The sequence below is a fragment of the Aeoliella mucimassa genome, from assembly GCF_007748035.1.
GTDB lineage: Bacteria > Planctomycetota > Planctomycetia > Pirellulales > Lacipirellulaceae > Aeoliella > Aeoliella mucimassa.
Map to the genome: position 1 here is coordinate 6,051,209 of NZ_CP036278.1, position 21,596 is coordinate 6,072,804.

General features: G+C 59.1%; 16 protein-coding genes. 3 read left to right on the top strand and 13 right to left on the bottom strand.

Annotated features, from left to right (window positions below; genetic code table 11):
- Positions 1-6: 6 nt before the first annotated feature.
- Together Pan181_RS23825 and Pan181_RS23830 are read right to left on the bottom strand one after the other, a co-directional pair.
- On the bottom strand, positions 7-2,055 hold the full coding sequence (locus Pan181_RS23825; protein WP_197528650.1) for a methyl-accepting chemotaxis protein: 2,049 nt from the start codon (positions 2,053-2,055) through the stop codon (positions 7-9).
- Between the two features lie 743 nt (positions 2,056-2,798).
- Complete coding sequence (locus tag Pan181_RS23830) at positions 2,799-3,911, bottom strand: aminopeptidase (RefSeq protein WP_145251147.1); 1,113 nt, start codon at positions 3,909-3,911, stop codon at positions 2,799-2,801.
- A gap of 235 nt (positions 3,912-4,146) precedes the next feature.
- Between Pan181_RS23830 and Pan181_RS23835 the strand changes: the two genes are divergently transcribed.
- Complete coding sequence (locus Pan181_RS23835) at positions 4,147-6,090, top strand: acyl-CoA dehydrogenase family protein (protein WP_197528651.1); 1,944 nt, start codon at positions 4,147-4,149, stop codon at positions 6,088-6,090.
- On the opposite strand, the gene lptB is transcribed toward Pan181_RS23835, so the two are convergent.
- From lptB to Pan181_RS23865, 6 genes are all read right to left on the bottom strand, one after another.
- Complete coding sequence (lptB, locus tag Pan181_RS23840; RefSeq protein ID WP_145251150.1) at positions 6,087-6,827, bottom strand: LPS export ABC transporter ATP-binding protein; 741 nt, start codon at positions 6,825-6,827, stop codon at positions 6,087-6,089. The genes Pan181_RS23835 and lptB overlap by 4 nt on opposite strands.
- Before the next feature lie 111 nt (positions 6,828-6,938).
- Positions 6,939-8,765 carry a signal peptidase I gene (lepB, locus tag Pan181_RS23845; protein ID WP_145251153.1) on the bottom strand — a complete coding sequence of 609 codons (1,827 nt, stop codon included), beginning with the start codon at positions 8,763-8,765 and terminating at the stop codon, positions 6,939-6,941.
- A gap of 100 nt (positions 8,766-8,865) precedes the next feature.
- Complete coding sequence (gene lepB, locus Pan181_RS23850) at positions 8,866-10,029, bottom strand: signal peptidase I (RefSeq protein WP_145251156.1); 1,164 nt, start codon at positions 10,027-10,029, stop codon at positions 8,866-8,868.
- A 97-nt stretch (positions 10,030-10,126) separates the two neighbouring features.
- Positions 10,127-11,281 carry a glycosyltransferase gene (locus tag Pan181_RS23855; protein WP_145251159.1) on the bottom strand — a complete coding sequence of 385 codons (1,155 nt, stop codon included), beginning with the start codon at positions 11,279-11,281 and terminating at the stop codon, positions 10,127-10,129.
- A 48-nt stretch (positions 11,282-11,329) separates the two neighbouring features.
- Entirely contained in the window at positions 11,330-11,947 is a 618-nt protein-coding gene (locus Pan181_RS23860) for a DUF4254 domain-containing protein (RefSeq protein ID WP_145251162.1), read from the bottom strand.
- A gap of 118 nt (positions 11,948-12,065) precedes the next feature.
- The gene (locus tag Pan181_RS23865; RefSeq protein ID WP_145251164.1) at positions 12,066-12,356 is read right to left on the bottom strand and encodes a (2Fe-2S)-binding protein; all 291 of its coding nucleotides are present in this window, start codon (positions 12,354-12,356) and stop codon (positions 12,066-12,068) included.
- A gap of 191 nt (positions 12,357-12,547) precedes the next feature.
- On the opposite strand from Pan181_RS23865, the gene Pan181_RS23870 reads away from it, so the two are divergent.
- Positions 12,548-13,702, top strand: a complete 1,155-nt coding sequence (locus Pan181_RS23870; protein ID WP_145251167.1) for a S1C family serine protease — start codon at positions 12,548-12,550, stop codon at positions 13,700-13,702.
- A 79-nt stretch (positions 13,703-13,781) separates the two neighbouring features.
- Here the strand turns inward: Pan181_RS23870 and Pan181_RS23875 are convergent, their stop codons facing one another.
- Genes Pan181_RS23875 through Pan181_RS23885 form a run of 3 tightly spaced genes read right to left on the bottom strand, consistent with a single transcriptional unit; the run spans position 13,782 to position 17,885 of the window.
- Positions 13,782-14,972 (bottom strand): HD domain-containing phosphohydrolase, encoded by a 1,191-nt coding sequence (locus Pan181_RS23875; protein WP_145251170.1) that lies wholly within the window; start codon positions 14,970-14,972, stop codon positions 13,782-13,784.
- A gap of 37 nt (positions 14,973-15,009) precedes the next feature.
- A complete protein-coding gene (locus Pan181_RS23880) occupies positions 15,010-17,193 on the bottom strand; it encodes a response regulator (RefSeq protein WP_145251173.1) in 2,184 nt (727 codons plus the stop codon).
- The gene (locus Pan181_RS23885; RefSeq protein ID WP_145251176.1) at positions 17,190-17,885 is read right to left on the bottom strand and encodes a thioredoxin domain-containing protein; all 696 of its coding nucleotides are present in this window, start codon (positions 17,883-17,885) and stop codon (positions 17,190-17,192) included. Before Pan181_RS23885 ends, Pan181_RS23880 begins: the two co-directional genes overlap by 4 nt.
- A gap of 263 nt (positions 17,886-18,148) precedes the next feature.
- Here Pan181_RS23885 and Pan181_RS23890 point away from each other — a divergent pair, with 263 nt between their 5' ends.
- Positions 18,149-18,889 (top strand): PEP-CTERM sorting domain-containing protein, encoded by a 741-nt coding sequence (locus tag Pan181_RS23890; RefSeq protein ID WP_145251179.1) that lies wholly within the window; start codon positions 18,149-18,151, stop codon positions 18,887-18,889.
- Positions 18,890-18,936: 47 nt separating this feature from the next.
- On the opposite strand, the gene asnS is transcribed toward Pan181_RS23890, so the two are convergent.
- Positions 18,937-20,343 (bottom strand): asparagine--tRNA ligase, encoded by a 1,407-nt coding sequence (gene asnS, locus Pan181_RS23895; RefSeq protein ID WP_145251182.1) that lies wholly within the window; start codon positions 20,341-20,343, stop codon positions 18,937-18,939.
- Between the two features lie 186 nt (positions 20,344-20,529).
- The gene (locus Pan181_RS23900) at positions 20,530-21,579 is read right to left on the bottom strand and encodes a thioredoxin-disulfide reductase (RefSeq protein WP_145251185.1); all 1,050 of its coding nucleotides are present in this window, start codon (positions 21,577-21,579) and stop codon (positions 20,530-20,532) included.
- Positions 21,580-21,596 lie beyond the last annotated feature (17 nt).

The window sequence follows — 21,596 nt, forward strand, 5'->3', positions numbered from 1 at the left end:
CAATTGCTAGAAGTCGGTATAGCCACCATCGCTCGCAGCAGCTGTCGCGAGCTGTTGCTCCTTCTCATCGACATCGTCCGTCCAGCACGCTTGCTTGGCAGGCGACTGATACCCAAAGCGCTCGACTCGCTTACCCGCAGCCTGGGGTGCAGCAGTTGATTTTTGCTTCACTGGCACTTCGGCGGTCTTGGTATGACTCCGCTTCAAATTGAATTGATCGACAAGAGCCATCAAGTGCTTCGCCTGACTTGCCAGCGAATCGGCGGTGCTCGAAAGCTGCTCGGTTTGCGACGCATTGCCTTGCGTCACATGATCCATTTGCGTGACCGCGCGATTCACCTGTTCGATGCCGATGGCCTGCTCGTTCGAAGCCGAGGCAATATCTTCGATCAGGTCCGACACACTTTTCACCGACGTAACGATTTCGGTCAGCGTTTCGCCCGATTGTTCCACCAACTGCGATCCATGCTCCACTTTCGACACGGAGTCTTCAATCAATGTCTTGATCTGCTTGGCCGCTTCGGCACTCCGCTGGGCGAGGTTGCCCACTTCGTTGGCCACCACAGCAAACCCTCGCCCGTGCTCACCAGCGCGGGCGGATTCGACCGCAGCGTTGAGTGCCAGCAGATTGGTTTGGAAGGCAATTTCGTCGATGGCGGTGATGATGTCGCGAATACTCCGCGAGGCTTCGTTGATCTGCTGCATGCCTTCGACGGCTCGCTCGGTGGTCGCTCCCCCATTTTCAGCCACTTTTCGCGATTGCCCTGAGAGCTGATTCGCCTGTTTGGCGTACTCGGCATTGCGTTGCACGGTCGACGTGATTTGCTCGAGACTCGCCGCGGTTTCCTCCAAGCTGCTCGCCTGCTCCTGAGCACCACTCGAGAGTTCGTCGGAAGCATTGGCCAGCGAATGAGAATTGCTCAAGAGCATGCGCGAAATACTGTCGACCTCTAGCAACGCAGCGGTCAGGCTCCGCGAAATAAACCACCCAATACTCACCGCCAGGGTAAAAGCGACCGCGATGAGTGCCAACAAGAAGATCCTCGCAGAATAGCGGGCGTCGGTTGCTTTTTGATGCGAGGCATCCATCTCTTGATTGGTGAGTCCCTGCAGGTCGGTCAGACCTTTCGTCATCTCCTCTCCCTCGTCGAACATGGCTTGCATCGCAAACTGTTCGCTTTTCTCCAACGAGTCCAGTAACTGGATCGAATACGATTGCATTTTGTCCAAGTGAGCCAACAGCACTTTCATTTGCACTAGCGACTCTTTCAGCAGCTCGGGCTGTTCTTCCGCCGTGGCCTCCATCAACCGCTTCCCATCACCATGGATCCTACGGTGCATCGCCGACAGCTCTCCTAGAAGGTCCATAAACGACTCGTCGTCACAATGATAGGAACCGAGCCAAGTACCCAAGGCGCACTGGGTAGGATTGAGCTCGCCTGAGAATGGCTTGCCATGCTTGACGGACGACTCCAGTTGCTCGACCCATCGACGATGCATCACGTCGGCTGCGTATAAGAACGAGGTAATATCGTATCGAAATCCATCTCGCTCAAAGACGTATTGCACCTTCTCTTGGTGCAGCTTTACCAGATCACTTGCTTTGCTCGTAAAATCGGCCTGATGCTGTTTGATCAGCTCAATCGCTTGCTGCATCTCTTCGGTGCCAGGCTGGAGCACCAGTTGGATACCATCCTTCACGTACATGTCACCCGACGTACTATTCTTGAATCGATCCGACTCCGTACCGAACTCGATCATCGCCAGCCACATATCGATGTCTTCGAGTCCCTCCTGAATCTCCGCTTCGATCGCATTGAGTTCCGACTCGGATCGCAAGTAGTGCTGGCACGCTTCAATGGTCTCCATCGCTGCCATCGACGCCCGCATGGCGACCTCCTTGGAAGGCTCGTGCTCTTCCACCACGGCGTTGCCGCTTCGGGCCACCTGCTCGATAAGGTAGATGCCGGTACCGCCGGCCAAGGTCACGAGCAATGCCAGCATCAGAAAACTGCCCATCAGTTTTTGAAACAACGACAAGTTCTTCAGGGCCATGACTGTATTCCTCGATGCGGTGCTGGACGTCGATGGCGGATGGAAAGGGTGCTTCGTGCGACGAGCCCCCGCTCCCCTATCACTGCCGATACGTGGTCCCCAAAACAGATTCGAAACGAAGCGTCACGCCTGCCAAGATCAGGCATCCGATCATCGGGCTCTTGCGAAGCTCAAAAAAACATAGATCGCCCCCATCCAACTACCGGCCGAGCGGACAGAAAAGCCTTGAAAATCAGCTTTTCGCAAAGCCGGTTATCCACAACCGTGGTTGAAACCAAGCAGTTTTCGACTGATCGAAGCAAACCCCATCGACTTCTTGTCCCCTATTCGGTCGACGGGATGGCATCCACCCCAGAACCAAGCCCCCCATACGGGGCGCGGCCAAAAGTTTTGATTGCATTCGCGCGCCGATTTGTTCTAATGGAGCGTGCAAATATACACATGACCACTACACCAGCAAACAAGAGGAGCCCTACATGCCTGCGAACAGACGCAGCTGCTACCCATGGCCAAACTGCGCAGGCGGTGCCGGCAGGGGTAGTGCTGGGCGTGGTGCCCCCAACAAAAAAAGTGCCCCCAGGGTGGGGGCACTTGAAAGTGACTTACGTCGACGCTCGGTTTTGCAAGTGGTTTTGCTACAAGCACTTAGGGCGAACAGGCTGGCCGTAAGAATTGCCCCCACGAATCGATTTCGCGGTTTTGGGGGCACAATTCGGGTCGATTCCAACGCAGCAAACCGGCGCTTACAGCCCGACGTTCAGGGCTTGCAGGTCGTCGGGCACGAATTTGCCATCTTTGCGAAGCAGTTCGCCGTCGAAGTAGATCTCGCCGCCGCCGTAGTCGGGGCGTTGGATCAGCACCAGATCCCAGTGGATGACGCTGTCGTTGCCGTTGTTGGCAATGTCGTAGCAGTTACCAGGGGTCAGGTGGAACGAGCCGCCGATCTTCTCGTCGAACAGCGTATCGAGCATCGGGTGCTTCACGTGGTTGTTGGTGCCGATGGCCCACTCGCCGCAGTAGCGAGCCCCTTCGTCGGAGTCGAGAATCGCGTTGAGCTTCTCGGTTTCGTTGGCAGTCGCGTTGACGATCTTGCCATCTTTGAACTCGAAGCAAATGTCGCTGAACACGGTGCCTTGGTAACGCGACTGGGTGTTGAACGCAATTTTTCCGTTGATGCTGTCGCGAACCGGCGCAGTGAACACCTCGCCGTCGGGGATGTTCCGGCTGCCGTTGCACGGTACCACGGTAATATCTTTGATCGAGAATTCCAGCTCGGTGCCCGGTCCAACGATTCGCACTTGGTCGGCCTTTTCCATCCGCTCGACCAACGGCTTTTGGGCTTCGGCCATCGCGGCGTAGTCGGCTGTGCAGACCTTGAAGTAAAAATCTTCGAACGCGCGGGTGCTCATCTGAGCCGCTTGGGCGAACGAATCGGTCGGGTACCGCAGCACCACCCACTTGGTACCGGTCACGCGCAGGCTGGAGTGCACGGGGTGCCACCAGTGCTTTTGGTAGAGGTCCATCTTCTCTTGCGGCACGTCGCCCAACTGGCTGCTGTTGGCCGAACCACGAATGCCGATGTACGCCTGCATTTCCGACATCCGGGCGGCTTCGAACTTGGAAGCGAGCTGCATGCTCTCCACGGTCGCTTCGCGATACATCGATCGCAGCACCGACTGATTCTTCCAGGTCACGAGCGGAATCGCCCCTCGCTTGGCGGCCCCCTCTACCAGACTGCAGACAAGATTGGGCTCGGGCAGATCGATGGCTTCGATCAGCACGTTTTCGCCCTCCTGAAGCTGGCAACTGTGATCGAGCAGAACTTCGGCCAATTGATCGATGCGGGGGTCGTGCATATCGGATATTCCCAGTGTGGTTTAGGTAACAGTCTCTACCAGATGATGGTCATCCGAAGGGCGATCTGTCCATATCCCCCAGGGATTTCCGAGGCTTTCGGGGTAGATGCGGCCGTAGCTGGCGGTTTGTCGCCCCCCAGGTTGAGACCTATGATTAAACAGAGGATTCCCTTTTCGTCGTGGGGTCTGGCCAGCTTGGAGACCGACCGCCCCACCCTACAAAACGAGGCGCGTCATGTCCACCAGCATGCCGGTTCCCCCTTCCTCGGGTCAGTCGCCGCAAGAAAAGTCGTTTGCCGAAGTGGCCCTCGAGCTCGGTGGCAAAAGCGCCGAGGAGGCTCGCCGTACCGGAGCGATCGATACGGCCGACGATCAGGTCGAAGCCCTCTTCGCCCCGCAGTACCAAACCGTCAACAGCCCTGCTCATCGCGCGGTGTGGGATCGACAGGTCCCCGTCGGCGAGTTCCAGAGCGCCCGGCTCGAAGTCGCGCCCGACATCCAGCGGGTGATGGACGACTCGATCGCGGTGGTGCGACGCCACAAGCGGGCGGGCACGCTGCTCAACGACGAAGGCAAAATCGAAACGCACGTGATGCAGGACCTGGCCGAGGCGGGGTACTGGGGGCTATTGGTCGACAAGCAATACGGCGGCAGCGGCACCCCCTTCACTTCGTTTGCCGCGTTCATCACGCGGATGGCGACCGTCGATCCGACGATCGCTGGGCTGGCTTCGGTGCATGGCTGCATTGGTGCGGTCGATCCGGTCAGTTCGTTCGGCAACCACGAGCAGAAGCAGCGGTTCCTGCCCGGCCTGGCCAGCGGCGAGCGACTCAGCGCGTTTGCCTTGACCGAGCCTTGCGCCGGCAGCGACCTGACCGCCCTACGAACCACCGCGGTGCTGCAGGGAGACCATTACCTGCTGAACGGCGAGAAGCTGTTTATCACCAATATCGAACTCGGGCGGACCGTCGGCCTGGTCTGCCTGATCGATCACGTGCCGAGCGTGCTGGTGGTCGAACTGCCGAAGGAGGAGAGCGAGCAGTTTCAGCTCAAGCGATACGGCTTGTGGGCCCTCAAGCAAACCTACAACCGTGGCATGGTATTCAACAACTTCCCGGTGCCAGCCGAGAATCTGTTGCAGCCAGTCCGCGGCGACGGGCTCACCATCGCCTATCACGGGCTGAATCTGGGACGCATCTCGCTGTGCGCCAACGCGGCGGGCACCATGCGGACGATGCTGGCCAACATGATTCCGTGGGCGAAGTTCCGGGTGACCTACAACGAGCCGATTGCCCATCGCGAACTGGTGCAACGCCGGATCGGAGAACTCGCGGGGCTGATTGTCGCCAGCGATGCGCTCGTCGCCTGGTGCGCCGACCTGATCGATCGCGGCTACCGCGGCGAGATGGAATGCGTGGTGGCCAAGATCTTTGGCAGCGAAGCACAGAAACATGCTGCGATCGAACTGTTCATGAAAACCCACGGCGGGCGGTCGTTCCTGCATGGCCATCTGTTCGGCGACAACGTGCACGAGTTCCTCGCCCCCTGCATTTACGAGGGCGAAGGCGAAATGCTCGCCATGGCGTTCTTCAAGTCGCTGGTGAAGCATCATGGCAAAACCTACTTCGAACCGGTCGGCAAAGCCTTGGCCGCGGCCGGCATCAAGAAGCCGAATCCGCTGAATCCGGCCCACGTGCTGAAGCTGGCTCCGGTGGCCTGGCCGTACGTAAAGTGGGTGCTCGGCCGACGATTACGCTTCGCCCACAAACCGGCGTTGCCGAACATGCCTGCCGCGCTGGTTGCGCATGCCGAGTTTGCTTGCGACGGTCTGCAGCAGATGGCCCTGGAGATCTCGGGCACGATGAGCAAGTTCCAGCTCGGCCTGGCCGATCGCCAATGCCGAATGGCCGAACTTTCGAGCCGCTGCCAGACGATGCTCACGCTACTGGCAACCAGTCTGTACGCCGCCCGGCAAGAGAATGCGTTGCTGACCGCAGCGGCCGACACGTTTTGCCAGCACGAAATCGCGAAGCTCACGGGTCGCCGGGCAACGAACAAGTACTATCGACAAGTCACCGAACTAGGCCAGGCGATTGTCGAGCAAGGATTCCCCGGCCTGGAGGAGATCGATATCGACGACATCAAGATGCCGTATCAGCAACAGCCGACCACCACCTAGGCAGCGCCGAGGTTCACGTCCATGCCTTCGCCGAAGTAGTACTTGCGGGCGTCCTCGTTGTTCAGCACATCCTGAGGCGAGCCAGAGCAAAGCACCTGCCCGCTACGTACCACGTAGCTGCGGTCGGTGATTTCGAGAGTCTCGCGGACCTGATGGTCGGTGATGAGGATCGAGATGCCGCGCTCACGAAGATCGCGAACGATGCCTTGGATGCTATCGATCGTCACCGGATCGATACCAGTGAACGGTTCGTCGAGCAGGATGATCTTGGGATCCGAAACCAGGCAGCGAGCGATTTCGAGCCGGCGACGTTCGCCGCCCGAGAGGCTCATCGCTTTGCTCCGGCGCAGTTTGGTGATGCCGAATTGCTCGAGCAGTTCGTCGCACCGGCGGCGGCGGGTTCGGCGATCCATCCCCAGCATCTGCATCATGCAGAGCAGGTTTTGCTGCACCGACAACTTGCGGAACACGCTCGATTCCTGAGCCAGGTAACCCATGCCCCCTTCGCGGGCGCGACGGTACATCGGCCAGTTGGTCACCACGTGCCCGCTCAGGCGAACTTCGCCAGCGTCGGGGTCGACCATGCCGCAGGTCATGCGAAACGAGGTAGTCTTGCCGGCGCCGTTTGGCCCGAGCAGCCCGACGATCTCGCCCGACTCCACGGCAAACTCGACGCCATCCACCACTCGGCGGCGACCGTACGATTTGACCAATCCTTTGGTTTCGAGCAATGGCATAACGACTACATACGCGAGGCGAGAAACGAGTTGCAAGCTGTTTTTCTACCAAGCTTCGCCCGCTGGGCAAAGGTCAGTCCGCGTGCTAGCACTCACGCGGTCGACAAGCCGCTAACGAATCCGACGCATGTCGGTCACATTAGGAACCACGTGATACCAAGGATGCGGCCAAACCACGCTAATCGCCCGACCAATCAACAGCTGGCGTTCCAGGTAATTGCCGCCGGGCTGCGACTTCGCTCCGTCGTAGGAGTTCTCCCGCACCGAATACCACAAGCGGGCGTCGCTCGACTGCGGGCTGTTATCGCCCATCACGAAGAACTGATCTTCCTTCAAGGGGAATTCCACCGCCTGGCGGGTCGCGATCGTATCCCAGTCGCGCTGGTCCGCCGCGGGGCTCCGATAAACATCAATGCCATAGTCGCTGACGATGCTCTCTTCGGGGTTTCTGCTCGGAGCGTTCCCCTGCTTATCGGCGATGTAATAGATGTCGCGTTCAACCCGCAATCGATTCACCGCCACGAGGGCATCGTTGGTGCCGACCCGGGCAGGAGACAAATCGCCCGGCTCGTCGTCGCTGGTGTATGGCAAACAATCTTCGCGATTGCCGAAGCGTTGCTCCCAGTCGTATGTGGTCGCCGAGTCGAACTCCACCAGCTTGTCGTCAATCCACAGCCGCAAAGTGTCGTCGACATTGCCGAAGACCACCCGATAGCTTCCTTTGGTCATCAACGGGGTTTCGCCCACCGGGGCGAAGTCGCTGGCGGGCGCAGTCTGACCGCGGGGAATGATGCCCAGCGTTGCTTGCCCCGACTTCAAATCGATGGTCGCCCGGAAACGCTGCCCCGACTCGACCAGTTCGAGCATCAACTCACCCGAGTTTTGCTGCACTTCGACATTCGCATCGACGTACAAGTCGCCGACCCAATGCATGCCGAGCACGCTGTCGTAAACCTCGAATCGATTGCTGGCTCCCTGGCCTGCCAGGCGATTGTAGTACAGTTGCATGATCCGCGTGTTGTACGAGTTGAAGTCGCTGACCAATTGCTTGTTGACGCTGGGGATTTCTCCTCCCTGCTCCAGAATCGGCCAGACCGCTTTGTCGGGCGGGGTGTGGAAGTACCGCAGCCATTGTTCCCCTGCCTTGTCGCTTTGGAACGTGCGATGCGTCAGTCGATCGGTCTCGGCGACATCCACCTTCCAGCCATCGTCGGCTTGCCAGCGATAGGGCCAGCCCGCTTCGCGAAGCTTCCGCGGATTCCGCTGGTTGTCGTGCACTTCCTGACGCATTGCGTACGCGGTGGCTGGCGGCTTGCGGGCGATGGTGAACTGCTTCTCGCCAACGTGGCGGACAAACAGGTCGCCGCCGAAGATGCGAAGCGTCTCTTCCGGCAGCCCGACCAGTCGTTTGATGTAGTTCTGGGTCGCGTTGCCGGGATACTTGAAGACCACCACGTCCCACCGCTCGGGCTCCTGGAACGAGTACTGGAACTTATTGACGATAATGCGATCGCCGCTGTAGTTGGGCTCGTTAGCCGCCAACTTGGGAGCCACTTTGCTTTTGGCGGCCGCCTCGGTGTCGAAAGCCATCGTGTACCGGCACATCGGGCACATGCCGCCGACGCAGCGCTCCTGCTGCGGAGCCATGTCCTGCGAGGCATTCACCCGATAGCGGTGGCCGCACTGCGGGCACTCGAGGTCTTTGTGCACTCCGCGCAGAGCGGGCGACATACTGCCGGTGGGAATCACAAACGGCTCGACCACGAACGTGCGAATCAGAAACGCCAGGATGAACGCGATCGCGAGCGACTCGAAGGTCTCCCGCACCGCGCTTTGCGAAGGGTGGGCGTTCGGTTTCGGCGACTCCGCTTCCGGCTCCTTGCGCGAACTTGGCAAAGGAACGTTGCTGCCGGATTTCTTCTTGTTATTCTTCGCCATGTGGTTTCTCGAATCGTAGCTCTAGCGGGTCGTCGTCATGCAAACCGCAATTATCCCAGGGAATCTATTCGCTGGCTATGGCGGAATCTAGTCGAAAACTTCATTCTACCCCAATCGGCCGGCCAATTAGCAGTTTCGCCGGTAATTGATGGCTCGCCCACGTGCGGCTATCGGACGAAATGGCCACATTATCGCCGACTACGAACAGATTCTGCGGGCTCACCTGCACCCCCGCGGCAGGCCAGCGGTCCACGGGACGCGTATGGTAGTGGATATCTCGCCAGACGGTCAGGTCGGTTATCTCGACCTCACCAACCGCCTCGATCCGCAGCCCTGGCGGCCCCGGCCAGGGGGTCGATCGTGTTTGCTCGACGGTCTGCGAGCCATCGACTGCTAGCAACGCTTGGCGATCGAACAGCGACCACACCAGCGACACGCCCGACTCGCTCGCCCTGGAATCCGTTACTTGCGACGACTCGAGCCGAGTCCCTTCGCCGAACTCGGCAACAAATTGCAGGGTCGCCTGCGGACCCAATTTTGCCTGGCAGGTCACCATCAGGTCGAGCGCGATCGATCTCGGCAGCACCGCTGCCTGGTTCACTCCCAGGTGATTCAGCACGGCCAAATCGCCGATGGGGGCAAAGCAGAGCTGCGTGCTCGGGCCCTGGTGAGTCCACGTGCAGTGGTCGTAGCTCCAGCCATCCCGCGGAGCGAACCACGCCTGCAAGTCGTCGCGTTCAACGTGCACCGATTGTCGCAAGCGCAGTTGCTCGGACAGTGTTTTGCGAACGATCTGGTCGTCGATCACGAGGTCGCCTTTCTCGAAATCAACGTGCTCGCCTGGCAGGCCGATCACTCGCTTTATGCAGTAATCGGTCGGATGCTCCGGGCAGCGAAACACCACGACATCCCAACGCTGGGCGTCAAACATCTCGTAATGCACTCGATCGACCAGCACCCGCTGTCCTGCTGCGAGCGGCAACTGCTCGTCGACTTCGAAGATTTGCAAACAGTTGGGACACACCAGCCGGTTGCTCGCGGGGCGTTGGTCGAGCCCCACGGCAAACGCCAACTGGCAGTGAGGACACATGGCCTCGAGATGCGGCCCCAACGCGGTCGGGGCCATCGAGCTTCCTTCGATCGCGACCGGCGACACCACCCCTAGCACCAAGAAAGTTTCGCTGAGCGTCAGCGCGATCCCCAACAAAGCCATCGACCGCAACCAGGCGTGCAGCAGGTGATTCGGTTGATCGAGGGCCTTCATAGTGTCACAAACAACGGAGTCGAGATTGCCAGTGGAACCTCTCCATCCTACCCCACAGCAAGGGCTGTGGGAAACGAACCACCCGCAACGCCCGCTGTTATCGGGCGAATTGCTCGACTACCTGCTCGTACACTTGGGAAAGCTGCTCCACGTAGTTCGGCCAGTTGAACCGGGTGCGGCAGATCTCGTTGCCCCGGCGGCCCATCTTCTCAGCCCGAGTGCGATCGCCAAGCAGTTCGAGGATGGCCTCGGCCAACTTCCCCGGCGACATCGGCGGCACCAGCAGCCCGCTTTCGGCATGCTCGATAATCTCCGGCGCACCGCCTGCCTGGCAGGCAATCACCGGACGGTCGCACAACCCCGCTTCGACGTACACCAACCCAAACGGTTCGCGATGCGAGGGCAACGCCATGACGTCGACCGCCCGCATCATGTCGGGCACGTCGCGTCGGAAGCCCATCAACCGGAAGCGATCGCTGATGCCGAGTTCGTCGGCCTTGGCGGTGAGTTCCTCGCGGAGCAAGCCATCGCCGAAGCACCAGAACTGGGCGTTGGGCATTTCGCGGAGCACTTGCTCGGCAGCCACAATCAGCTCGCGATGCCCTTTTTTCACCGACAGATGGGCGAACGTTCCCACCACCGGGGTATCGTCGTCCACGCCGAACTCCTGCCGCACGTCTCGGCGACTGCGAGCGGCCATCACGTCGGCTGGCTCCACCGGCACGTGCAGCGCGGTGATTTGTCCCGCGTCGAAGCCTTTTTCAATCAGGTCTTCCTTCACCGCGTGCGAGCAAGTCACCAGATGCGATTGGCCACGATGCCAGTGCGCCGAGGTGAACCCATGCACGTGCCCCACGGTCGGAATGCCGCCGCAGCGTTCGAGCCAACAGCACCACCAACTGGCGGTCGACAGATGCGAATCAATCAGCGACGCCCCCGCCTCGCGGGCCGCGCGGGCCAGCCGCGACACGGCCAGCAAGTTCACCTTGCCGCCGATGCCGGCCTGCGCAAAGTCGATACCAGCTGCCCGCATTTCATTAATCGCGGGGCTATCGTTATTCACCAAACAGCGATGCTCGATGCGGCCCCCCTTGGCATGATTCAGCAAGCGGGCGAGAAAGGTCTCGGCCCCTGCCATGCGCGAAGGAGTAATCGCGTGCAACACGCGCATCGTGCCAGCCGGACCACTTGCCGGGGCTGGGGACCGACTGATTCGGCTCGGCCGACTCGTGGCTTGGGGGGCAATCGACATAGGAATATCTCGCTCAGAAAAACACGGAAGTGTAAGAGCAAACCAATGCTAGCCCGCCTTGCGGAGTCGACGATACAAGTAGGGATTCAACGTTGGGTCGTTGTACATTTTCATCTGCCGATAGACCTTCAGCTGCTTCTTGCCCTGCTGGAGATCGCCGAGCAGTTCGACCAGCGACTGCGAAAGATCAGCATGCTGCAGATGGCACCGGGCGATGCGCTCGGCCACCTTCTCGCGGTGGGCCTCGTCGACATCGGTGCGATCGAGCTGTTCGTTCATGTGATAGATGCGGAGCGACATGATCGACAAACGATCGACCGCGCTACCGGGAGTCTCGGTGTTCAGCCGAGCATCTTCGGCCGGAGCGACTCCTTCGGCCGTGAGCAGCTCGATGAGTGCCTCGTCGACCCGCTCGATGTAGTCGTTGCGATTCTGGTTGTAACCATCGATCGCTCGCTTGACCGCTGCAATCCGCTGATCGGTCACGTCGGGGCTACGAGCAATGTCTTCCTCGTGCCAGAGCAGAAAGTTGAATTGGTGCTGCTGGCAAACCGTGTTCAACAATCCCTCGTAGGGATTATCGGGGTCGACTTCGTGCCAACGCGCGACGGTATCGTGCTGCAACTGGGTGATAGTAGAGACAAGTTGTGCGGGATCGAACGACATGATGCGCTTCCTTGCGACATGGGCGTGACAAGTACCCCTAAGCGGGTGGTTTTTGGGCGGCAGGAGTGTAAAAGCTGCCAGCCGCACCGGCAAGATGGATTCGCGGCCATGCTAGCACTTACCCCGTGGCAGTGGCCCCCGGCGGCGGTGTGCCTCCCCCGGCTTCGACGTACGCACTTCGCTGCCGGGCGTAATCGTCGGCCGTGGGTAGCTCGGCCTCGTCGGCCCCGCCCGCCAGCGAGGCCTCGTGCAACCGCCGCAGCGCCGCTCGACACCAGCCGCACCCGGTGCCCGCCCCATGGCAGTCGGCCAGCTGCGACGCCGAGCGCGGACGCTCAATCCGCAGGTAGTTCAGCACCTTGCGTTTGGTCACGTGAAAGCACAGGCAAAGTTCGTCGTCGAGTTGCATATCACTCCCCCGCGGCGGGGACACCTTCCTGGACCGATCGTATCGAAAATAACGCAAAAAATGCACGATTCGAAATCGGGCGAAATCGCAATTCGCGAACGATTCGTGCGTTGCCATCGTAGCAACCATTGAATGCATCGCAAAACGACATTCATTTACCAATACCTATCCTTTACCCACATAGTCGAATCATGACCAACAAAAGACTGCTGGTGCCGCTGGCCTGGGTAGTGGTCGGCGCGATCGCTGCCACGGCTTATATCCACCGTCAAGAATTAGAAACGCCTGTCATGGCTCAAAGCCTCGCCACGTCGGCGGTATCGAGCCCCAAGCTGCCACAATCCGCATCCCCCAAAGCGGTGCTCACCCCCGAGGAGCTCGCCAACATCCGGGTGTACGAAGTGGCGAATCGCAGCGTGGTAAACATCGATACGCAGACCGAGCAGGTCGATCCCGTGTTCATGCGCCGCCGCGTGGGGCAGGGCTCGGGCTCTGGTTCGGTGATCGACAAGCAGGGCCACATTCTCACGAACGCCCATGTGATTGAAGACGCTCGCGTGGTGGAAGTCACCCTGTCGAGCGGGCAGACCTATCCCGCGGAAATCATCGGCCAGGACCGCGAGCACGACATCGCGGTGCTTAAGATCAACGCCCCTTCCGACGAACTGGTGCCGCTGCCGCTCGGTAAGAGCGAAGGCTTGCGGGTCGGCCAGCAGGTCTACGCACTCGGCAACCCGTTTGGCTTGGAAGGCACCCTGACCAAAGGCATCATTTCGAGCCTGAACCGCTCGATCGAAGGTCGCACCGGCCGCGAGATGAAGTCGCTCATCCAAACCGATGCGGCGATGAATCCCGGCAACTCGGGCGGTCCGCTGCTCGACTCCGGCGCACGGATGATCGGCATGAACGTGGCCATCGCCACCCGCACGGGACAAAACACGGGAGTCGGTTTCGCCATTCCCGTGAACCGCATCGCGACGATCGTGCCCGAGTTGATCGAACATGGGCGCATCGTGCGTCCCGACCACGGCATCGTGCTGTTCCGCGAATACACCGACCGCGGAGTGAAGATCGAACTGATCCGCCCAGGTAGCCCCGCCGCCGAAGCAGGACTGCAAGCGATTGTGCAATTCGAGACCCTGCGAAAAGGAAACATGATTTATCGCACGCGGACCTCCGACGTCACCCGCGGCGACTGGCTAGCCGCCGTAGATGGCAAACCGGTGGAATCGGCCAGCGATTTCCTGGCGATCATCGATGGCTACAAACCGGGCCAAACCGTCACATTAACCATCGTGCGTGATGGCCAGGAGAAACAGATAAAGATGACCTTAGGCGAGGCCTAGTCGATGCAGAGCCAACAAACACATCACGAAAGGAGGACCTAACCCAGACGCCCCATCGAAACATCAATCCATCCATGCCTTACTGGTCGTCGGCGTATCGCATTTGCGTTTCGACAATTTCGGCACGCTTGGAGAAAAATGCGTCGAGCACGACGGGATCGAAGTGAGTGCCGCGACTCTCGGCCATGATCTCAAAACAGCGATCGATGGGAAACGCTTGCTTATAACACCGCTTGGTACTCAGCGCGTCGAACACGTCGGCCACGGCAGTGATGCGACCCTCGATCGGGATGTCGTTCCCCTTCAGTCCAATCGGGTAACCAGAGCCATCCCATCGTTCATGATGGGTCAGTGCAATGCGAGTAGCCATGTCGAGCACCGGCGAGTTCGCCACCCCCAGCACCTTCGCACCGATATCCGCATGATGCCGAAGGGCGATTTCCTCTTGCGGCGACAAACGCTGCAACACCCGTTTACCAAGGCCAGCATGTTTTTGCATCACATCGAATTCTTCCTCCGTGAGCTTCCCCGGCTTCTTCAGCACCGCATCGGCGACACCAATCTTGCCGACGTCGTGCAGCTGAGCCGCCTGCTCGATGCAATCGATGAACGACGCGTCGAACTGCATGGCCTCGGCCACCAGTCGGGCGTAGCGGCCCACGCGTAGCACGTGATGGCCGGTGTCGTCGTCGCGGAACTCAGCCGCCCGTGCTAAACAGTGTAAGAGATCACGCCGAGATGCTTCGAGCTCGGCAGTGCGTCTCTGCACCGCTGCTTCCAACTCCCGCGACTGATCCCGCAACTGGTCCTGGTGACGCTTAAGCACCAGCAGGTTGCCCACCCGCGGAGCCAGCTCGCTCGGGTCGATCGGCTTGTTGAGCAAGTCGTTCGCCCCTCGCCGTAAGGCATCGACGCGAGTCTCCTGATCGGTCGACGCGGTCAGCACAATCACCGGAGTATGGCTGAGCGACGGCTGCTGCCGAAGCTCCGAGAGAATATCCAACCCACTAACATGCGGCATCATGAGATCCAGCAATACCAGATCAGGAGACTCCCCACGTATCAAGTCGATCGCTTCCCGCGAATCGGTCGTCGAAACGAAGCTCGTATAACCTTCAATCCGTAGCAGTCGCGAGACCACTTTAATGTTCACTGGTTCGTCGTCAATCACCACCAACTTGGCATCCGGCACCGGGCACGCCTGCAGTGGTTCGAGCCCCGCTTGCAGCGTTGGATCGGTATCGGTTGATGAAGCAAAGGCACTGGTCATGGTAGCTATCGCCGGGGCAGGGGGGATCGGTCGAGTCTTAGAGTACGAGTCGTTGTTTCAGTTCTTTGATTTCTTGCAACGGGGCGCTAATGTTGGCGACCTCCCCATCGCGGGCGTTCAGCTCCAACTCGGCGGCCGGGTTGGTGAAGCAGCCGAAACCAACGGTTCCCGCAGCTCCCTTCAGCCAGTGAGCCAGCTGAGCGAGTGCTTCCAAATCGCCGCTCTCCCATGCTTGCTGCATGGCGACCGACTTGCTGTCGAACGTATCGAGAAACTCCGACACAATTTCGCGAATCTCCGCATCGCTGGTCGGCAACAGCGAGCGAATCGGTTCGCCGGTAATCTGGGGAACGGCTGCCGAGGAGCTTGGAGTCTCAGCGGTGCATTTTCCATCGGTGATCGCAATGCATATCGCCTGATACAGTTCGTCGGCATCAATCGGCTTCGACAAGTAGCCCGTACACCCGGCCCGCTCGCACTTCTCGCGATCGCCCTTCATCGCATGGGCGGTGAGCGCGATGATAGGCCCTTGGAAGCCAGCATCTCTCAATCGAGAAGTCGCCGAGTAACCATCGAGCACCGGCATTTGCATATCCATGAGGATCACGTCGAAACTCGTTTGTATCGCCATATCGATGGCAACTTGCCCGTTCTCGGCCTGGCGCACTTTGGCTCCGTTGCGTTCGAGCAACAAGCGAATGAGCTTGCGATTAGTGTCACCGTCGTCGACAACCAGCACACTCAATCCGTTGAGATCGCAACTCGGCGTGATTTGTTGCCGGATGTCCCCGCCGGGGAGATGCACTGCAGGCGCGTAGTCGCCAACGCTGGTGAGGTCGCCGGTCGCTACGCGTACAATAAAGGTACTCCCTTGCCCCACGATGCTTTGAGCGGTCAGGCTTCCGCCGAGGGCTTCGGCAATGCGTTTACTGATCGCCAGCCCCAGACCAGTTCCGCCATACTTGCGAGTCACGGTGTCGTCGGCTTGCACGAAGGGCTGGAAGATCGCATCGAGTTTTTCCTGGGCGATCCCTATGCCAGTGTCGCGGACCTCGACCACCAACTCTGGGTTTTCCGCAGCACTCTCAATTCTGGCAACCACGACCACCGAACCTTGGTCGGTAAACTTGATCGCGTTCCCCACCAGATTGAGCAGAAGCTGCTTCAATCGATAGGGATCGGTCTCGATCGTACTGGGGATGGTGCTCTCCCAGCGATAGTCAAGGCCGATACCCTTCTCGGTTGCGGCGACGCGAAGTACCGAAATGGTTTCGGAAATGATTTGATGCGGAGAGTAGGCGATGTTCTCTACCTGCAATTGATCGGCTTCGATTTTCGAGATATCGAGCACGTCGTTGATCAAGGCAAGCAGATGCTGACCACTCCGCCGAATGGTATGAAGGTACTCGTCGGATTCGTCGTCCGAGATCGAAAGACGATCACGCATCAACACCTCGGTAAAGCCAAGAATGCCGTTGAGAGGAGTTCGAATTTCATGGCTCATGTTCGCCAGAAACTTGCTCTTCGTGCGGTTCGCATGCTCCGCTGCGGTGATCGCACGCTTCAACTGCAGCTCGCCCTGTTCGAGCCGATCGGTATGCTGCGCAAGATCTACCATTTCACGCTGGCTCTGCAGAATGACGATGAGCAAGAAGATGTCTTCGAAAACGACCCACGCCGCATGCTCGAGCCACCGCCATTCCGACGCCGTGGCGATGCCAAACACCGACTCGGGCCACCAAACTCCGCGAATCAAGTGGTCGACGGCCACGATCAGCGTAGCGGGTGCGAGTACACGAACATCGCGGTACGCAGCAAGAAACGCGAGGGATCCGAATATGTGAAAGTGCGTCTCAATCCGCCCACCGCTCAGGTGAATCAACAGCGAGGAAAACATGACCTGGCTGCAAGCAATCACCATTCGCGTGGTGGTTCGTCCGGGGTGAAAGATCGCCAGCGCGATTGGCATCGATGCGAGCACAAAGCCGCCGAACACGGCCATCGCCACGTGCGGATGCAACTCGCTCTTTGCGCCGATCCAAGTGTGAGGCGACACGATCAACGCCATGGCGATGCCACCGACCCATTGCAGCAGCATGAGCACGGCGAACATGCGATCGGTACGAATGTGAATCGATTTAAACTGGTCTGCCAGCTTCAACTGCACCGAAGGAGAAAGATCGGTAAACTTCGACTGGGCAAACTCAATCAGGGCCTTCATCGGTTTGCTCCTTCTGTTGAATGCTCACCGTCGGAGGGCATCAACGCACAGTTGTTATTGCACGTTGCGAAGTCGAACTCCGTACAGAGCTTGCAACCAAACACCGGCTGGTGCGATATCGCCAGCGACTGCTCCTGCCGAAGTGCTACTAGCAGGTTTCGACTCCCCTGGTTATCACCCTCGTGCCCACGTGACGAGGTAACACCCCCCGCGAAACAGAGAGCACCGTCGGGTTGGAATAGCATGAGCGTTCCGCTTGTCGTCGCCCCAAATCGGCTCGACTCCTTTCCACTGGTATCCCAATGGACTTCGGCGAAAGGCAAACGGGCGGAGCGAGTGATGACGTCGGTCGCGCGCCAAGCTCGATCGGCATCCTCCGGCACCGTAGCTACGACGATGAGTTTGGGTTGCGCCCCATTCGAGAGACCAGCACCGGTGAGGGTTCGCTCCAGCTGCCGAACCGAGGCTCTTGTGCAAGGGCAACGCGGGTGGACGAAGAACACCAGCGTCGGGCGGTCACCGGCGAGCACCAGTTCCGAATCGCTCGGCCAACGCTCAAGGCTAGCCAGCGTGGCACTCGGAGCATCGGTCTTGAACTCGTAACAAGTCGTCCACGACCACACGCCGACCGCGGCTACGCCCCACAGGCACGAAGCAATCATCCAAGTTGTGCCAGTCGGATTATGAAACATATCTGTTTGAGCAATCGCGTCGCTAATAGTACGGCGGAGCGCAAACATAGCTGTTCAGGCGACAGACGAACCGTCTAATATCGAAGTTACGGCCATCCGTTGATCACGGACGTGGTTACCCACATTCGCCTTCTAGCAGATATAGGGATTTCTCTAGTTTTTCCAGTTTTTCTTCCAACAAGGCCCGGTCCCGCAATTAACATACGCCCAGGCGACCTACGTATTTGTTCAACGATGATCTTCTCTAGAAGGACGCTGGTCTAATGATTCGCACTCAAATCGGCACGACCCTGGCGGCATGCTTGCTCGTCGGATTCTGCTTCTCTCAGCGCGCCCAGTCGGCAGCAATCTCGGTGAATTTCAATAACACCACCGCTGAGAACTGGAGCCTGCAACCCACCGATACCGCGGGCCCTCTTGGCTCGGCCAACTGGAACAACACCAGCACCGCCAGCGGCGGTCCTCAATCGCTGGTAGACGACCTTGGCGACTCGACCTCGGCCAGCATTACCTGGTCGTCGGCCAACACCTGGGCCAATGGCGATAACAACGGCAACGGCGACCGCATTCTGCTGCACCCCTATCTCGACGATGGTGGCACCGGCGTATCGGTCACTGTAGAAGACGTACCGTACGCCAAGTACCGCGTGTACGGCATCATCAGCTCCGACCAGAACGGCAACGACTCGACTTACACGACCGGCGACTTCATGGTCAACGGCGCGGCTGTTCTGGGTGGCACCGCTATTGCGGCCAGTGATTACGACTACGCCGAGAACAACTTTGCCGGCGATCCCTGGCAGCGTCTCACCACTTCGCAAATCGGTAACTTCTGGGTTAGCGATGTGCAAACCGCCAGCACGCTCAGCATTGCCGGCCCGGTTCGTTCGGGAGATGAACGCGGCAGCTTGTCGGGCATCATCATCGAGTCGGTCCCCGAACCAGCTTCGCTGGTTGTATTCGGGCTGGCCACGATGAGCCTGCTGTTTGTACGTCGCCGCTAAACTCTCAGCGGCTGTCGAACAGCTGGTGTCTTCGCGTTTTGCGTTGCTTAGAACTCCGCACTACCTGGAGTGCGGGGGAACGGGATGACGTCGCGAATATTGGCCATGCCGGTTACGAATTGCACCATGCGTTCCAGACCGAGACCGAAACCACTGTGCGGCACGGTTCCGAACTCGCGAAGCTCGCGGTACCACCAGTAGTCGTCGAGGTTCAGGTCCTGCTGCCGCATGCGGTCTTCGAGCACGTCAAGTCGTTCTTCACGCTGGCTGCCACCGATGATCTCGCCAACGCCTGGTGTGAGCACGTCCATCGCCCGCACCGTGGGGCGATCGGGCTCGGCGTCGTCGTTCACTTTCATGTAGAACGGTTTGATCGTGGCCGGGTAGTTGTACAAGATCACCGGCGACTCAAAGTGCTGCTCGGTAAGGAACCGCTCGTGCTCGGCTTGCAGGTCGTGTCCCCAGGCAACCGGGAACTCGAATTCCTGCCCCGACTTCTCGAGTATGTCGATTGCATCGGTATAAGCGACCCGCTGGAACTTACCTTCGGTTACTTTCTCGAGCTTCGCAAACGTGGTGTTGTCGATGCGGTCCTGGAAGAACTGCATATCCTCCGCACAATCGGCCATCACGTCGGAAACGATTCGCTTGAGAAACCGTTCAGCCAGTTCCATATTGTCGGTCAGGTCATAGAACGCGACTTCAGGCTCGACCATCCAGAATTCAGCCAAGTGGCGCGAGGTATTGCTGTTCTCAGCGCGGAACGTGGGTCCGAAGGTGTAGATCTTGCCGAGCGCGGTCGCGTAGATCTCGCCCTCGAGTTGCCCCGAAACGGTCAGGTACGACGCGCGTCCGAAGAAGTCGCGGGCGTAGTCGATGTTGCCTTTATCGTCCTTCGGAGGATTCGCAGGGTCGAGCGTCGAAACGCGGAACATCTCGCCAGCCCCTTCGCAGTCGCTGGCGGTAATGATCGGCGTATGCACCCAAAGGAAGTCTTCGCCTTGGAAGAAGTCGTGAATCGAGCGGCTGATGCGATTCCGCACCCGCATGACTGCACCAAACGTGTTGGTACGGGGACGCAAGTGGGCCCACTCGCGAAGTTTCTCGAAACTGTGACGCTTCTTTTGCAGGGGATAACTCTCAGGGTCGGCCGTTCCATGCATCACGATCGAGGCGGCCTGAATCTCGGTTGCCTGTCCCTTGCCACCCGACTGTTTGACTTCGCCTTCGACAGTCAAACTGCTTCCCGCCGAGAGATGCTTGATCTCCGACTCGTAATTTGGCAGATCACCATCGGCGATGATCTGTATGTTGCCGAGCGAGGAACCATCGTTGATCTCGATGAAGCTGAACCCGCCTTTCGAATCGCGGCGCGTGCGGACCCATCCCGACAGACGAACCTGCTGGCCGATGGCTTCAGGTAACCGGGCTTCTTTCACAGAGAGACGTTGCATGGTGATTGACTTCTTGAAGCGAAACGACTCTCGAAAAAAATACCGAGAGCTTTGAAGGGACTAAGCGGGACTCAAGCACAACACGGAATGCCATTGCTGGCGGCGGGTTACAAAAAGGATGATTCGCACTTCATCCTGCTTTGGCCTTCGACGAGCCCGATGCTCGTCGAAGGCCGTGGGCATGATTTAGTGGAAACCTTTGGCGGCCAACCACCGCTCGGCGTCGAGCGCGGCCATGCAGCCAGATCCGGCAGCGGTGATCGCCTGACGATAGTAGTCGTCGGCAACATCGCCGGCAGCAAAGACACCTTCGACACTCGTATTGGTGCGGAACGGAACGGTCCACTGCAGGTACTTCTTGTCGGTCATCTCCAGCTTGCCTTCAAGAAAAGCCGTGTTCGGCGTATGGCCAATGGCAACAAACATGCCGCCAGCTTCGAGTTCGCGATCGTCTTCGCCGACGGTCGACGAAATCCGTACGCCGGTCACTCCGTCCTCGTCGGTGCCGAGCACTTCTTCGACGACGCTGTTCCAGAGAATATCGATCTTGGGATGATTCTTCGCCCGCTCGGCCATGATTTGCGAAGCACGCAACTCGTCACGGCGGTGCACTAGATACACGGTGCTGGCGAACTTGGTGAGGTAATCGGCTTCTTCCACGGCCGAGTCACCACCGCCGACTACGACGAGCGGCTTGTTGCGGAAGCGGGGCAGGGCACCATCGCATACCGCACACGCGCTCACCCCTTTGTTCTTGTACTTGTCTTCCGACTCGAGCCCCAGGTAGTTGGCCCGAGCACCGGTGGCAATGATCACAGCCATGGCCTCGACCTCGTCGCCACCGAGCGACTTGAGCTTGAAGGGATGGCTCGAAAAGTCGACTTCCACGATGTCGTCGGTCACGACCCGAGTGCCAAAGTTCTTGGCCTGCTTTCGCATCAGGTTCATCAACTCGGGCCCGCTGGCTCCTTCCTTGGCGTGCATATCGGCCAACCAAGCGTTTTCTTCGTCGAGCGAATCACGCAGGTAATGGCTCAGATCGCCAGCTGGGAAACCTGGGTAGTTTTCGACCTCGGTTGTCAGGCTCAATTGTCCCAGCGGCATGGTGCCGTTTTGCCGATTTTCTTCGGTGATAGCGCCTTCGTATACCAGCGGTTCCAGGCTGGCACGAGCAGTATAAATGGCGGCCGCCCACCCTGCGGGGCCACTACCGACGATCACAACTTTTTCAGCCACGGCAATATCCTTTACAG

Excerpts from the sequence above, each read along its gene's own strand:
- Pan181_RS23825 (WP_197528650.1), bottom strand. The coding sequence starts at position 2,055 with ATGGCCCTGAAGAACTTGTCGTTGTTTCAAAAACTGATGGGCAGTTTT.
- Pan181_RS23830 (WP_145251147.1), bottom strand. The coding sequence starts at position 3,911 with ATGCACGACCCCCGCATCGATCAATTGGCCGAAGTTCTGCTCGATCAC.
- Pan181_RS23835 (WP_197528651.1), top strand. The coding sequence starts at position 4,147 with ATGTCCACCAGCATGCCGGTTCCCCCTTCCTCGGGTCAGTCGCCGCAA.
- lptB (WP_145251150.1), bottom strand. The coding sequence starts at position 6,827 with ATGCCATTGCTCGAAACCAAAGGATTGGTCAAATCGTACGGTCGCCGC.
- lepB (WP_145251153.1), bottom strand. The coding sequence starts at position 8,765 with ATGGCGAAGAATAACAAGAAGAAATCCGGCAGCAACGTTCCTTTGCCA.
- lepB (WP_145251156.1), bottom strand. The coding sequence starts at position 10,029 with ATGAAGGCCCTCGATCAACCGAATCACCTGCTGCACGCCTGGTTGCGG.
- Pan181_RS23855 (WP_145251159.1), bottom strand. The coding sequence starts at position 11,281 with ATGTCGATTGCCCCCCAAGCCACGAGTCGGCCGAGCCGAATCAGTCGG.
- Pan181_RS23860 (WP_145251162.1), bottom strand. The coding sequence starts at position 11,947 with ATGTCGTTCGATCCCGCACAACTTGTCTCTACTATCACCCAGTTGCAG.
- Pan181_RS23865 (WP_145251164.1), bottom strand. The coding sequence starts at position 12,356 with ATGCAACTCGACGACGAACTTTGCCTGTGCTTTCACGTGACCAAACGC.
- Pan181_RS23870 (WP_145251167.1), top strand. The coding sequence starts at position 12,548 with ATGACCAACAAAAGACTGCTGGTGCCGCTGGCCTGGGTAGTGGTCGGC.
- Pan181_RS23875 (WP_145251170.1), bottom strand. The coding sequence starts at position 14,972 with ATGACCAGTGCCTTTGCTTCATCAACCGATACCGATCCAACGCTGCAA.
- Pan181_RS23880 (WP_145251173.1), bottom strand. The coding sequence starts at position 17,193 with ATGAAGGCCCTGATTGAGTTTGCCCAGTCGAAGTTTACCGATCTTTCT.
- Pan181_RS23885 (WP_145251176.1), bottom strand. The coding sequence starts at position 17,885 with ATGTTTCATAATCCGACTGGCACAACTTGGATGATTGCTTCGTGCCTG.
- Pan181_RS23890 (WP_145251179.1), top strand. The coding sequence starts at position 18,149 with ATGATTCGCACTCAAATCGGCACGACCCTGGCGGCATGCTTGCTCGTC.
- asnS (WP_145251182.1), bottom strand. The coding sequence starts at position 20,343 with ATGCAACGTCTCTCTGTGAAAGAAGCCCGGTTACCTGAAGCCATCGGC.